Annotated in this window: 11 protein-coding genes and 3 pseudogenes; 2 read left to right on the forward strand and 12 right to left on the reverse strand. The window is 53.6% G+C overall.

What is annotated here, in order from left to right; genetic code table 11:
• A pseudogene (locus QZ506_RS17315) lies at positions 1-211 on the forward strand (IS481 family transposase); the annotation flags it as partial.
• 60 nt (positions 212-271) lie between these two features.
• Here QZ506_RS17315 and dacA read toward each other — a convergent pair.
• From dacA to leuS, 10 genes are all read right to left on the reverse strand, one after another.
• Positions 272-1,483 carry a D-alanyl-D-alanine carboxypeptidase DacA gene (gene dacA / locus QZ506_RS17320; RefSeq protein WP_291972890.1) on the reverse strand — a complete coding sequence of 404 codons (1,212 nt, stop codon included), beginning with the start codon at positions 1,481-1,483 and terminating at the stop codon, positions 272-274.
• A gap of 167 nt (positions 1,484-1,650) precedes the next feature.
• A complete protein-coding gene (gene rlpA, locus QZ506_RS17325; protein ID WP_291972891.1) occupies positions 1,651-2,757 on the reverse strand; it encodes an endolytic peptidoglycan transglycosylase RlpA in 1,107 nt (368 codons plus the stop codon).
• A gap of 14 nt (positions 2,758-2,771) precedes the next feature.
• Positions 2,772-3,884, reverse strand: coding sequence for a peptidoglycan glycosyltransferase MrdB (gene mrdB / locus QZ506_RS17330; protein WP_291972892.1), 1,113 nt, complete (start codon positions 3,882-3,884; stop codon positions 2,772-2,774).
• 8 nt (positions 3,885-3,892) lie between these two features.
• Positions 3,893-5,797 (reverse strand): peptidoglycan DD-transpeptidase MrdA, encoded by a 1,905-nt coding sequence (gene mrdA, locus QZ506_RS17335; protein ID WP_291972893.1) that lies wholly within the window; start codon positions 5,795-5,797, stop codon positions 3,893-3,895.
• A 34-nt stretch (positions 5,798-5,831) separates the two neighbouring features.
• Positions 5,832-6,302 (reverse strand): 23S rRNA (pseudouridine(1915)-N(3))-methyltransferase RlmH, encoded by a 471-nt coding sequence (rlmH, locus tag QZ506_RS17340; protein ID WP_291972894.1) that lies wholly within the window; start codon positions 6,300-6,302, stop codon positions 5,832-5,834.
• Between the two features lies 1 nt (position 6,303).
• Positions 6,304-6,621 (reverse strand): ribosome silencing factor, encoded by a 318-nt coding sequence (gene rsfS, locus QZ506_RS17345; RefSeq protein ID WP_291972895.1) that lies wholly within the window; start codon positions 6,619-6,621, stop codon positions 6,304-6,306.
• Positions 6,622-6,842: 221 nt separating this feature from the next.
• Positions 6,843-7,499, reverse strand: coding sequence for a nicotinate-nucleotide adenylyltransferase (gene nadD / locus QZ506_RS17350; protein WP_291972896.1), 657 nt, complete (start codon positions 7,497-7,499; stop codon positions 6,843-6,845).
• Positions 7,492-8,529, reverse strand: coding sequence for a DNA polymerase III subunit delta (holA, locus tag QZ506_RS17355; RefSeq protein WP_291972897.1), 1,038 nt, complete (start codon positions 8,527-8,529; stop codon positions 7,492-7,494). The genes nadD and holA overlap by 8 nt, the downstream gene beginning before the upstream one ends.
• On the reverse strand, positions 8,526-9,083 hold the full coding sequence (gene lptE, locus QZ506_RS17360) for an LPS assembly lipoprotein LptE (RefSeq protein ID WP_291972898.1): 558 nt from the start codon (positions 9,081-9,083) through the stop codon (positions 8,526-8,528). Before lptE ends, holA begins: the two co-directional genes overlap by 4 nt.
• A gap of 14 nt (positions 9,084-9,097) precedes the next feature.
• Positions 9,098-11,683, reverse strand: coding sequence for a leucine--tRNA ligase (gene leuS / locus QZ506_RS17365; protein WP_291972899.1), 2,586 nt, complete (start codon positions 11,681-11,683; stop codon positions 9,098-9,100).
• Positions 11,684-12,144: 461 nt separating this feature from the next.
• Here leuS and QZ506_RS17370 point away from each other — a divergent pair, with 461 nt between their 5' ends.
• Positions 12,145-12,630 (forward strand): zinc ribbon-containing protein, encoded by a 486-nt coding sequence (locus QZ506_RS17370; protein ID WP_291972900.1) that lies wholly within the window; start codon positions 12,145-12,147, stop codon positions 12,628-12,630.
• A gap of 82 nt (positions 12,631-12,712) precedes the next feature.
• On the opposite strand, the pseudogene QZ506_RS17375 reads toward QZ506_RS17370, so the two are convergent.
• Positions 12,713-13,436 (reverse strand): annotated as a pseudogene (locus tag QZ506_RS17375) (amino acid ABC transporter ATP-binding protein).
• A pseudogene (locus tag QZ506_RS17380) lies at positions 13,433-13,771 on the reverse strand (ABC transporter permease subunit); the annotation flags it as partial. The pseudogenes QZ506_RS17380 and QZ506_RS17375, both read right to left, overlap by 4 nt.
• Between the last annotated feature and the right edge of the window lie 136 nt (positions 13,772-13,907).

A 13,907-nucleotide genomic window follows, 5' to 3' on the forward strand; every position in this document is an offset into this window, starting at 1 on the left:
TAAAACCATTTTGCAGGATTTTTATCAGGTTACGTTCCGCAAGAAGTTATATGGAGACCTGGAAAGCCTGCAGGTAGATCTGGACAACTGGTTGTGGCATTACAATAATGAGCGAACTCATCAGGGAAAAATGTGCTGCGTACGTACGCCGATGGCCACTTTACTCGATGGAAAACGGATCTGGGCAGAAAAGAATCTGAACCAGATGTAATCTGACAGATACCTGTATAAATAATCGGTAACTGTCAGATCAGGTCTGAGCTAGTACAGCTTATCCTAACCAGCGATGGAACATCAGGCGAATGTAGTCAAACAGACGGCCAAAAATGCCCCCTTCTTTGACTTCATTCATCACGACCAGCGGGCGTTGCTCAATGGTTTTGCCATCAAGTTGGAAGTTGATGGTACCAACCACCTGGCTTTTGCTCAGCGGTGCGTGCAGTTCCGTGTTATTGAGCACATAGCTGGCTTTCAGATCTTTCATCCGACCGCGCGGAATGGTGAGGTATGCATCTTTTTCCACGCTCAGGGAAACCCTGTCGCTATCACCGAACCAGACGGGCTCGGATGCAAACTCTTTGCCGGCTTTCAGCGGTGCAACGGTTTCAAAGAAACGGAAACCCCAGGTGAGCAGCTTTTTGCTCTCGGTTTCACGGCCTTTGAAGGTGCGTCCGCCCATCACTACCGAGATCAAGCGCATTTGACCTTCAGTGGCCGAGGCAACCAGATCGTAACCTGCTGCATTGGTGTGCCCGGTTTTGATACCGTCGACGGCTAGGCTGCTGTCCCACAACAGGCCATTACGGTTGGTCTGTTTGATGTTGTTAAAGGTGAACTCTCTTTCTTTATAAATGGCGTACTCGTCCGGTACATCGCGAATCAACGCCTGGCCAATCAGCGCCATATCGCGCGCGGAGCTGTGTTGCCCCGGTGCATCCAAGCCGTGCACGGTCTGGAAATTGGTGTTCTGTAAACCCAATGCTTTCACATAGTTGTTCATCAGGCTAACGAAGGCATCCTGGCTACCCGCCACATAATCTGCCATCGCAACGCAAGAGTCATTACCCGATTGCAGAATGATGCCGCGACTGAGTTGTGAAACCGGTACACGATCGCCCGGTTTCAGGAACATCAGCGACGAGCCCTGAAAGGTCGGGTTTCCGGTTGCCCAGGTGTCTTTGCCGACGGTTACGATGTCATTCTGGGTAATCTTGCCGGATTTCAGCGCCTGACCGATAACATAACTGGTCATCATTTTGGTCAGGCTTGCGGGATCGCGGCGCGCATCGGCATTCATTTCTGCCAACACTTTGCCAGAGTTGTCATCAATCAGGATGTACGACTCGGCGTCGATTTGTGGTACGCCGGGGATCATCGTCTTGAGATTGACGTCTTCCGCATGGGCCGTTGTGGCAACGCTGACGGCAAGCAGTGTGCCCAGCGCTGTACCTAAGGTGAAACGAGACGTGATAACAATATTCATGATTGGAACTACAACATCCGTGGAGTGAAGTTAAAAAACGAGCCGTACTATAGCAGATGCGCCATAGCGCGGCACCAGACATTCCGTTACGTGATTTTGCTAAAGCAGAATGGCGTAACAAACCCATGCCCGCACATTAACAGGCGGCGGACTGGGGCGCGAGACGGTTATTGCGCGTCTGCCGCCGTGACAAAGGCGTGCTGCTGCGCTTCTGTTGCCAAACGCTGCTGAAGTTCAGTGGCCTGTTGGAGGTTTTGAAAAGGGCCAAGCTGAACGCGATACAACCCGTTGCTGGGTGTCACTTTTCCCGTCACGTGGAAGCGTTCGCTCATGCTTTTCAGCCAGGTTTGCGCACGCTTTGGGTCTCTCAGCGCTCCAACATGAACCAGATAGCGCCCGTTACTGTTGCCAATCGGTGTCGCTGCCGGCGTCACGGCAAGCGGGTGCGCTGCTGTGGTTGCTGGCGCCCTGGTCACAGGCGTAGCGGCACGTGTATCTTCCAATACGCCAGAACGCAGGGCGGTAGGAGCACCCAGAAACCCACTTGTGCTGGCACTGGTGGTGCTGGCCGGCATGTCGCTGTTATTTTGCACACTGAGGGCGTTGTTACTGACGGGCCTGTTGGCAATGGCTGCTGGCGCACTGGTTTCCATCATAGGCGTACACAATCCGCTGGCACCGAGGTTCGGGCGATCGGGCAAGGCAAAACTCTGTTTGGCGACGGTTGTCCCAATGGTGCCTGGCCCGGAGAGCGTGCCATCCGGCGCGATCACGATCGCTTCAACTTTCACTTTGGTATTGTTGGAGATATTGAGGCGATCGCCAGCCGCCTTGGACAGATCGATGATTCTTCCCGGCGTATACGGGCCGCGATCGTTCACACGAATCACCAGACGGCTGCCGTTGCTCAGGTTAGTCACGCGGACATAGCTGGGTAATGGCAGCGTGGGGTGCGCAGCGGTAATGGCGTTGGGATCGAAGATTTCGCCGATAGATGTACGATTGCCGTTGGCTTCAGCGCCGTACCAGGTTGCCAGACCGACCTCGGAGAAGTTCTGCGCGTTCTGGATCACCTTGTAGGTTTTTCCCTTGATGGTGTAATCCTGCAACGCGCTCGGATTATAGGGCTCATAGCGCGGCTCGGCTCCGCCAATCTCTTCCACCGGACTATTGTAAGCCGGGGTCGGCGTAATCGGCGCGCGCGGGGCTTCCGTGGTGGTACAGGCTGCAAGCATCAAGGTGACGATGCCGACCCAAAGCCAGTCCTTACGCATGTTTTTACCTCACTTTATAAGTTTTTTGAGAGCATCTTACGGTGCGTGTGGATTGACATCACGATGCCAAACCCTGCCATCAACACCACCAACGCTGAGCCGCCGTAACTGATAAGCGGGAGCGGCACCCCGACCACGGGCAATATGCCACTCACCATACCGATGTTAACAAAAACATAGACAAACAGAATGAGAATCAGTCCGCCGACCATCACCCGGCCAAACGAGGTTTGGGCATTGGCGGCAATTACCAGACCACGCATGATGACAAACATATACATGGTGATCAGAACCAGCACACCAATCAATCCCAACTCCTCTGCCAATACGGCAAAAATAAAGTCGGTGTGGCGTTCAGGCAGAAATTCAAGCTGCGACTGGGTGCCTTGTAGCCAGCCTTTACCCGACAACCCCCCGGAGCCGATAGCAATTTTGGATTGAATAATATGGTAGCCCGCCCCCAGCGGATCGCTTTCCGGATCGAGCAGCATCATCACGCGGGCACGTTGGTAATCGTGCATCAGAAAGAACCAGAGCACGGGAATAAACGCTGCAAGCAACACTAGCGCCACGGCGATCAGTCGCCAACTCATGCCCGCGAGAAAAAGCACAAACAGGCCGGATGCCGCGACCAGAATCGACGTTCCCAGATCGGGTTGAGCAGCCACCAATAGGGTCGGCAAAAAGATTAATACCAGGGCGATCACAGTGTTTTTCAGCGACGGTGGGCACGTATCACGGTTGATAAAGCGCGCTACCATCAACGGCACGGCAATTTTGGCAATTTCTGACGGCTGAAAACGGACAAAGCCAAGATCAAGCCAGCGCTGTGCGCCTTTACTTATCTGGCCGAACACATCCACCATGATCAACAGAATGACACAGACGATATAGAGATAGGGTGCCCAGCCTTCGTAGACGCGTGGCGGAATTTGCGCCATGGCGATCATCACGGTAAGACCAATGGCTATCTGTGCCGCTTTACGCTCCATCATGCCGATATCCTGGCCGCTGGCGCTCCACATCACGAATAAGCTATACCCCAGCAGCGCCAGAATACAGAGCAGGAAGGGCAGGTCGATACGCATCTTGGTCCAAATCGACCTTTTTTGTTGGCTTTCAGTCATGGCGGCGGTTACTCGCTTTCAGAACCGGGTGCGCTGGGTGGCACATCGGGCAATTCGGTGTTGTTATCGCCCAGCATAATGTGGTCGAGCATCTGGCGTACCAAGGCGCTGATAGCAGGGCCTGCACCGCCATTCTCCAAAACGATTGAGATGGCAATTTTCGGGTTGTTATAGGGGGCAAATGCCGTCAACAGTTTGTGGTCACGCAGGTGTTCAGCGATTTTATGCGCATTGTAGGTCTCATTTTCTTTCAGGCCAAATACCTGCGCAGTACCGGTTTTTGCTGCGACCTTATAGGGCGCATCGGCAAAAAATTTATGTGCAGTGCCGTTCTGACGGTTAGCAACCCCGTACATCCCGTCTTTGGCGATTTCCCAATAGCTGGCACGCACATCGCTAAGTCGTGACACTTCTTTCTGACGATAAGGTACGATGATGCCGCTATTGCGAGCGCTATAAAGCAGGTGTGGTGTTTTCACGTTGCCATCTTTGATAAGCGTCGTCAGTGCTTTCGCCATTTGAATCGGCGTGGCAATCCAGTAGCCTTGACCAATGCCAACCGGAATGGTGTCCCCTTGATACCAAGGACGTTTGAAGCGTTTCTGCTTCCACTCACGTGTGGGCATATTGCCAGAACGCTCTTCCGCCAGATCGATACCGGTGTATTCACCGTAGCCGAACTTGTTCATCCATTCTGCCAGGCGATCGATACCCATGTCATAAGCGACCTGATAGAAGAAGGTATCCGCAGATTCTTCCAGCGATTTGGTCACGTTCAAGCGGCCATGGCCCCATTTTTTCCAGTCGCGGAACCGTTTTTCTGAGCCCGGTAATTGCCACCAACCTGGATCGAACAGCGAGGTGGTGGGGGTAATCACATTGGCGCTCAATGCAGAGGCGGCAATGTAGGGTTTCACCGTTGAGGCCGGAGGATATAGCCCCTGCGTGGCGCGGTTGATCAGCGGTTTGTTAGGGTCATTAAGCAGTGCGCGATAGTCTTTGCTCGAGATGCCATCAACGAACAGGTTGGGATCGTAGCTCGGGGTGGAAACCAGTGCGCGAAGGCCACCATCGCGTGGATCGATAATCACCACCGCTGCCCGGCTGCCTTCCAGCAGTTTTTCAACGTAGATTTGCAGGTTGAGATCGATGGTGAGGTAGATATCCTGACCCGCTTGCGGTGGCTGCTCGTGCAGTTGACGGATGACGCGGCCACGGTTATTGACTTCCACCTCTTCATAACCGGGTTTACCGTGCAGAATATCTTCGTAATAGCGCTCAATGCCCAGTTTTCCGATGTCGCGTGTGGCGGCGTAATCGGCAATCTTTTCTTCATTACTCAGTCGCTCTACGTCTTTATCATTGATTTTTGATACGTAGCCGAGGACATGGGTTAGGGCAGAGCCATACGGATAATAGCGGCGTTGATAGCCTTTGACTTCCACGCCGGGAAAACGGTACTGGTTGACGGCAAAACGGGCGACATCAACGTCGCTTAAGGCGGTTTTGACCGGAATGGAGGTGAAGCGGCGTGAGCGTTTACGTTCTTTCTCTAAGTTTTCCAGATCATCATCAGTGAGATTGACGATGGGTTTCAGAGCAGCCAGCGTATCTTGCAGGTTATCAACTTTGTCCGGCACAAGTTCCAACTGGTAAATGGTGCGGTTGAGCGCCAGGGGAATACAGTTGCGATCGTAAATGATGCCGCGGCTGGGCGCGATGGGTACCAGCTTAATGCGGTTTGCGTTTGAGCGTGTGCGGTAGTCATCAACGCGCACCACTTGCAAATGGTACAAATTGGTCACCAGCACGCCGGAAAGCAGCAAAATACCGATGAACGCCACTAAAGCACGACGTACGAAAAGGGCGGATTCCGCCGAATAATCACGAAAGGGTTTATGTTCTGTTTTCATCCGGCAACTATTTCGTGTGTTTCATCGTACAGTCTTACTCTCTGTGGTAAGGGTGATTGGTGGTGATGCTCCAGGCCCGATACAGGCTCTCGGCCAACAATACGCGAACCAGCGGGTGCGGCAGCGTTAACGGTGATAGCGACCAGCTTTGCTCCGCCGCCGCTTTGCAAGCGGGGGCCAGCCCTTCCGGGCCGCCAATCAGCAGGCTGACGTCGCGCCCGTCCTGTTTCCAGCGTTCCAATTGGCTGGCAAGCTGCGGCGTTTCCCACGGCGTACCGGGAATATCCAGTGTCACAATACGGTTACCTTTCACCACTGCCGCCAACATCAGTTCCCCTTCGCGCTCGAGAATACGTTTGATATCCGCATTCTTTCCCCGTTTACCAGCAGGGATCTCCGTGAGCTCGAAGGGCATGTCTTTGGGAAAACGTCGCAGATAATCCGAAAAACCTGTCTGCACCCAGTCCGGAATTTTGGTGCCAACGGCAACCAGTTGCAGCCTCATGCTAGCTCCACAGTTTTTCCAGTTCGTACAGGTGACGGCTCTCTTCCTGCATCACGTGCACCATCACGTCACCGAGATCGACAACTACCCAGTCAGCACCTTGCTCACCCTCAACACCCAGTGGGATCATTCCGGCAGCGCATGAGGCTTGTACTACATGGTCGGCGATAGACGAAACGTGGCGGCTGGATGTACCGGTGCAGATAATCATGCAGTCGGTACTGCTGGATTTGCCACGCACGTTCAGCGCAACGATATCCTGGCCTTTTAAATCATCTATTTTATCAATAACAAAATCTCGGAGTGCTTGGCCTTGCAAAGGTTCCTCCTGCCTGGTGGTTCAACCGGAGAAATGTGCTCCGGCGGGTAAAAAGGGTTGCGTGTTCATGCGTGACGCACCGCAGGTGTTTCAGGGTATTATCGGCCTATTTTGCTGCCCATATTGTGGCATAGAAATGCGCTTTACCGTTTTTTACCGGACTGAAAAACCAGCGGCTGAGTATAGCATGCCCGGTGAGAGAGTGGTATGCGGGAAGCGGGTTAACGGTATAAGTCGTGAGTATCCATAAAATGCAGCACTGCAGGGGGAACAAAATCGTCGCAGGATTCACCCTTCTGACGGCGCTGGCGAATATCCGTGGCAGAGACGGTGACCAGCGGCGTGTGCGCCAAATAGATCAATCCGTGCTGCTGCGTGTGAAGAGCTGCGGCATTTTCAGCGCTGTGCTCTTCCAGCCACGCCTGCTGTTCTGGCGTGTCCAACGTGGTGGGGTAACCTGGGCGTGCGCAGACCAGTAGATGACACACCTTGAGCAGGTCTTGTCCGCGGTGCCAGGCGTGTAATGTGAGCAGCGAATCCTGACCGATAATAAAGGCCAACGGAATGTTATCGCCCATTTCTGCGCGGATCATCTCCATGGTATCAATGGTGTAAGACGGCGTGATGCGCTGCAATTCACGGTCATCCACGCTGAATAACGGCGTCTCGGCGATGACGAGTTCCACCATGCGCTTGCGCTGTTGCGCGGTGGCTTCAGGCTGTTCGCGGTGAGGCGGTACGTTATTGGGCATCAGCGTGATGCGCGTTACGCCTATTTCATCCGCCAGCGCAGTGACTGGACGTAAATGCCCATAATGAATGGGATCAAAGGTGCCGCCGAAGTAGGCGATCAGTTCAGGGGGAGTAACGCTATTCATCGGCGTTGACCATACCGGGCGCAAGCACCTTGCCACACAATAACAGCGTCAGCATTTGCATTTCTGGCCAGATGGATTGGCCATAATCCTGTTTTAGAGTCAATTCCAATCGCTTCAGCAGGTGCATAGCTTGCTGCAACCGATGTCCATTGAGCCGTTGGAGTGCCTGAGTGAGCAGTGCGCGTCGGTTTTGCCACACTTTATGCTGATCAAACAGGGTACGTAACGGTGTTGTCGCCATGTTGCGCTGCAAGGTGACCAACAGCGTCAACTCACGTTGCAGCGTGCGCAGCAGAATCACCGGTTCGCAGTCTTCTGCTTGTAACTGTTGCAACACGTGCCAGGCGCGTTTGCTTTTGCCTGCCAGCATGGCATCCAGCCAGTGAAAGGGCGTGAAGTGTGCGGCATCGTTTACCGCCTGTTCAACGCGTGGCAAAGTGAGCTTGCCGTCAGGATAGAGCAATGACAAACGTTCCAGCGCCTGCATCAACGCCAGAAGATTGCCTTCATAGCAGTAACACAGCAGTTGCGTAGCGGCATCATCCAGTTGCAGTTTACGTTGCTTGGCGCGTTGTGCCACCCAGCGCGGTAATTGCGTCTGTTCCGGTGTTAAACAGTTGATGATCACGCCGTGCTGCGACAGTGCTTTATACCAAGCGCTGTTTTCTTGCGCTTTGGTGAGTTTGCTGCCGCGTAGAATAGGCAAGACGTCCTGATGCAGCAGTCCAGCCAGTTTGACCAGATTTTCTGCCATGGCGGCGTTGGGGCCGTTTTCCGGCAGTTGCAGCAGTAGGCTTTGCCGTGAAGCGAACAGGCTGAGTGCCTGACATACGCTGAAAATCGCATCCCAATCGGTGCTTTGATCGAGTGTGAAACTGAAATGTTCGGTGAAACCCTGCTCCCGCGCGCGATGGCGCAGCATATCCAGGCTTTCCTGCAACAACAGTGGTTCGTTGCCAAACAGCAGATAGCAAGCGCGCAGCCCTTCATTGAGCTGCGCGGCAAGCTGTTCCGGATAGATACGGATCATGAACGCCCGTTGTTATCGCTGATGGCGGTGGCACGTTGCTGGCGGTTTTTCACCTCATCACTGCCGTTGATGGTCACCAGCTTACGCACTAACTGCTCGGCAGCCTGACGGCGCATCTCCTTACGTATGATGTCCTGTTCGACGTCTTTTGCCAACGCGGAGAGCGGGTTATCAAAGAAGGTGCGGAAGACCTTGACCGAGAGTGGGTAAATATCTTCACCCGGCAGCAGCACCTGTGCCTGAACGGTCAGCACCAGCTGGTACTCTGCGGTGGTCCCATCCTGGAAAATAGAGACAGTGTCTCTGGCTTCCGTGGAGCCGAGAATACGCAGGGATGCTATATCCTGACGCGCGGCGTCTTCCTCGATTCTTACATCACCGGCACGTAGCTGATCGCGAATGGCCCGTGTCAACGGACCAAAAGGATCGTTACTGGTCAGCGTTAATACCTTCAATTCGCTGGGCAGTTGTGTGGTGCCACGCAGATGAAGACCGCAGCCGACGGTAACCAGCACCGCCAACCCCAGCAACAACGTGAATAAACGATGTCGCACAGTGCCTCCTTGGCTTAACCTACAACCAGGTTAAGCAGTTTGCCCGGAACGTAAATGACTTTACGTACTGTAACGCCTTCCAGGTATTTTGCCACCAGATGTTCCTGTGCGGCACACGCCTGAACCTGCTCCTGCGTGGCATCGGCAGCAACCGTAATTCTGCCGCGCACCTTGCCGTTCACTTGCACCACGACCAATTTGGAGTCTTCCACCATGGCATCTTCATCGGCAACAGGCCACGGGGCCGTATCAATATCGCCATTGCCACCCAGCGCCTGCCACAGCGTGAAGCAGGCGTGCGGTGTGAACGGGTACAGCATACGCACCACGGCCAGCAGCGCTTCCTGAGTCAGTGCGCGATCCTGCCCGCTTTCTTGCGGCGCTTTTGCCAGCTTGTTCATCAGTTCCATCACGGCGGCGATAGCGGTGTTGAACGTCTGACGACGACCAATATCATCGGTAACTTTAGCGATGGTTTTATGCAGGTCGCGACGCAGTGCTTTCTGATCTTCGGTCAGCGCGGAAACATCCAGCGCACCGCTAGCGCCTTTTTCAGTGTGGTCATAAACCTGTTTCCACACACGCTTGAGGAAGCGGTTAGCCCCTTCAACCCCTGATTCCTGCCATTCCAGCGTCATTTCTGCCGGAGAGGCGAACATCATAAACAGACGCACGGTGTCGGCACCGTATTTCTCTACCATCACCTGCGGGTCGATACCGTTGTTCTTCGATTTCGACATCTTGCTCATCCCGGCGTACACCAGTTCGCTGCCTTCTGCATCGAAGGCCTTCAGGATGCGTCCTTTGTCATCGCGCTCCACGGTGACGTCAGACGGTGATACCCAGATACGTTCGCCACTGTTGCCGGTGTAGTAGAAGGCATCAGCCAACACCATCCCTTGACACAACAGGCGCTTTGCGGGTTCATCGGAGGTGACAAGACCTGCATCACGCATCAACTTGTGGAAGAAGCGGAAATACATCAGGTGCATGATGGCGTGTTCGATACCGCCCACGTATTGATCGACCGGCAGCCAGTAGTTGGCCGCCGCCGGATCGAGCATACCCTGATCGTATTGCGGGCAAGTGTAGCGCGCGTAGTACCAGGAGGATTCCATAAAGGTATCGAAGGTATCGGTTTCACGCAGCGCAGGCTGACCGTTGACGGTGGTTTTTGCCCAGTTGAGATCGGCTTTGATAGGGCTGGTAATGCCATCCATCACCACGTCTTCCGGCAGAATCACTGGCAGTTGATCTTCCGGGGTTGGGATAACGGTGCCATCTTCCAACGTCACCATCGGGATTGGCGCCCCCCAGTAACGCTGACGGGATACGCCCCAATCGCGCAGGCGATAGTTGACTTTGCGTGCGCCGACGCCGAGTGCGACCAGCTTGTCAGCAATGGCGTTAAAGCCCGCATCGTGATCCAGGCCGCTGAATTCGCCTGAGTTGAACAGTGCGCCTTTCTCGGTCATGGCTTGTGCAGAGGTATCGGGTTCGCTGCCGTCTAGGTTCAGGATAACGGGTTTGATCGTCAACTGATATTTCGTGGCAAATTCCCAGTCGCGCTGGTCGTGGCCCGGAACGGCCATCACCGCGCCAGTGCCGTAATCCATCAGTACGAAGTTGGCTGCCCATACTGGCAGTTTTTCGCCGGTAAGTGGATGCACCACGAACAGGCCTGTCGCCATGCCCTTTTTCTCCATGGTCGCCATATCTGCTTCGGCAACTTTGGTGTTACGGCATTCATCGATAAACGCGGTCAACTCCGGGTTAGTGGCGGCGGCGCACAGCGCCAGCGGATGCGCGGCAGCAACGGCGACATAGGTGGCACCGATAAAGGTATCCGGACGCGTGGTGTAGACGGTCAGCTTGTCAGCGCTGTCTGCCACGTCAAAGGTGATTTCCAACCCCCCTTCCGAACGGCAAATCCAGTTGCGTTGCATGGTTTTGACCTGCTCCGGCCAGCTTTCCAGCGTGTCCAGATCGTTGAGCAGTTGATCGGCGTAATCGGTGATTTTGATAAACCACTGCGGGATCTCTTTACGCTCCACTTTGCTGTCACAGCGCCAGCAGCAGCCATCGATAACCTGTTCGTTGGCCAGCACCGTCTGATCGTTCGGGCACCAGTTCACCGCAGAGGTTTTCTTGTAGACCAGACCTTTTTCGTACAGCTTGGTGAAGAACCACTGTTCCCAGCGATAATAATCGTGTTTACAGGTGGCGACTTCACGATCCCAGTCATAGCCAAAGCCCAGCAGCTTCAACTGGTTTTTCATGTAATCGATGTTGGCATAGGTCCAGGGGGCCGGTGCGGTGTTGTTTTTTACTGCAGCCCCTTCCGCTGGCAGACCGAAAGCGTCCCACCCGATCGGTTGCAGGACGTTTTTCCCTAACATGCGTTGGTAGCGGGAAATAACATCACCGATGGTGTAATTACGTACGTGCCCCATGTGTAGGCGGCCAGAAGGGTAGGGGAGCATGGAAAGGCAGTAGTACTTTTCCTTGCCGGGCTCTTCGGTCACTTTAAACGTTTTGTTTTCTTGCCAGTGAAGCTGGACGCGAGTTTCTATCTCTTCTGGGCGGTATTGCTCTTGCATGGCTGCCAGGGGTCCTATTTAGTAAAGAAGCGCTACACCCGTAGCGTGTTCCGATTCATCATAATGATCCGCATAGCATAGCTGATAAGCAACGCTTGCAACAACTGTCTCTGCACCCTAAGCGCTGATTTATACCCTTCATACTTCACGTTGCAGGTGCGTTGGCTAAACTCGTCCACCCGAATCACTTACCTGAGTAAGCTCATCGGGATTGATGAACCTCATCCCTGAGGTTCACCCTTCGGGCCAGCGCAAGCGCTGTTCAAAACGCAAATGTTTTGTCCTGCAACTTGAATTATTTAGGGTATATGGATGCAAGCCGCAAAGTTGGCAAAAAGTGGGGAAAAGAGAGGTGATGAGCAAGAATAGTGCTTAAAACCGTCTAAAATAGAGAGGGATAGCTAAACAGGTACCGTCATTGCACCGCCAATGTTAACCAATCCGCGTATTCAGGAGGCACCATGAACAAGAAAGCCCGGCATTATCGTGCGCTGATGTCTTCCATCATGAAGCGTTTAAGCGCCGGTGAACGCGATCTGACTCAGATGCTCCAACACGCCCGGGAGAGCTTGCACGACAGCGAAGATCTCACCCACCGCGAACGCGAAGATATTATTCAGTCCGTAGAGCGCGATTTGGCCGAATTTGCTCAGCGTTACACGGATAGCCAGGACGAGGATTTATCCGATAGCGTGTTTCTGCGTGTCATAAAGGAGAGCCTGTGGCAAGAGCTGGTGAATATTACGGATAAAACTCAGTTGGAATGGCAGGCGCTGTTTAAAGATGTCAGCCATCACGGCGTTTACCACAGTGGAGAAGTCGTCGGGCTGGGTAATTTGGTGTGTGAAAACTGCCATCACCATTTGGCATTTTATACGCCGGAAGTTCTGCCTCGTTGTCCGAAGTGCGAGCACGATAAGTTTCAGCGTCAGCCTTTTCAGCCCTGACTAGGTAGCTTAAGGGAGAGGCGTTCCCGCTTGCTCGGGAACGCGCGTCGCAACGTCAGGCGCTGCGATACTGGATAATGGCTTAGTGAAGGATCTTCGCCAAAAAGTCTTTAGCGCGCTCGGATTTGGGATTGTTGAAGAACTCGTCTTTAGGCGTGTCTTCCACAATCTTGCCTTCATCCATGAAGATGACTCGGTGTGCCACTTTGCGCGCAAAGCCCATTTCGTGGGTAACGACCATCATCGTCATGCCTTCTTGCGCCAGTTCAACCATAACATCCAACACTTCGTTGATCATTTCCGGATCGAGCGCGGAAGTAGGTTCGTCAAACAGCATGGCAACCGGGTCCATGCAGAGTGCGCGCAATGGCGACACGCTATTGCTGACCACCGGAGAGCTGGCCGGGAAATTTGTTAGCGTGTGCGGACAAACCCACGCAATTGAGCAACTTGGTGGCCTTTTCAAGCGCGGCCTCTTTATCACGCTTGAGCACTTTCACCTGCGCCAGCGTCAGGTTCTCAATGATGGAGAGGTGGGGAAACAGTTCAAAATGCTGGAACACCATGCCCACTTTGGAACGCAATTGTGCCAGATTGGTTTTCTTGTCGTTAACCGAGATGCCGTTAACGTCAATCTGACCTTGATGCACGGGTTCAAGGCCATTAACCGTTTTGATCAACGTGGATTTCCCGGAGCCTGACGGCCCACAAACGACCACAACTTCACCTTTCTTCACTTCTGTCGAGAAATCGGAGAGCACCTGAAAGTGACCATACCATTTGGAAACGTTTTTTAGAGTAATCATCGAACAGTCCTTCTTTTCAGGTAACTGACCAGCATTGATACGCTAATGCTGATAACGAAATCAACCAATCCGGCAAACAGCACCATTTCCACCTGGGTTCCGTCGCGTTCGCCAATGGTTGGCACGGTGCGGAAGAAGTCCGCCAGGCTCAGTACATACACCAAGGAGGTATCCTGGAACAGGACGATCCCTTGCGTCAGGAGCAACGGCACCATGGCGCGAAACGCCTGCGGCAGGATCACCAGCTTCATGGATTGCCACTGTGTCATGCCGAGCGCCAACGCTGCGGAAGACTGGCAGCGTGAAATGCTGAGTATGCCCGCACGGATAATTTGTATTAGTCGCGACTAGATCTGACACTGGACCTTGAAAGGTTGAGAGTTACCGGTTTTGATATGGGTGTCTGATCCTTAAACAAAACGCGAGGTAACTCTCATGCTTCATACTAACAATCCCATTATCAAACACAAA

The organism is Candidatus Symbiopectobacterium sp., assembly GCF_020054415.1.
Taxonomy (GTDB): Bacteria; Pseudomonadota; Gammaproteobacteria; order Enterobacterales; family Enterobacteriaceae; genus Symbiopectobacterium.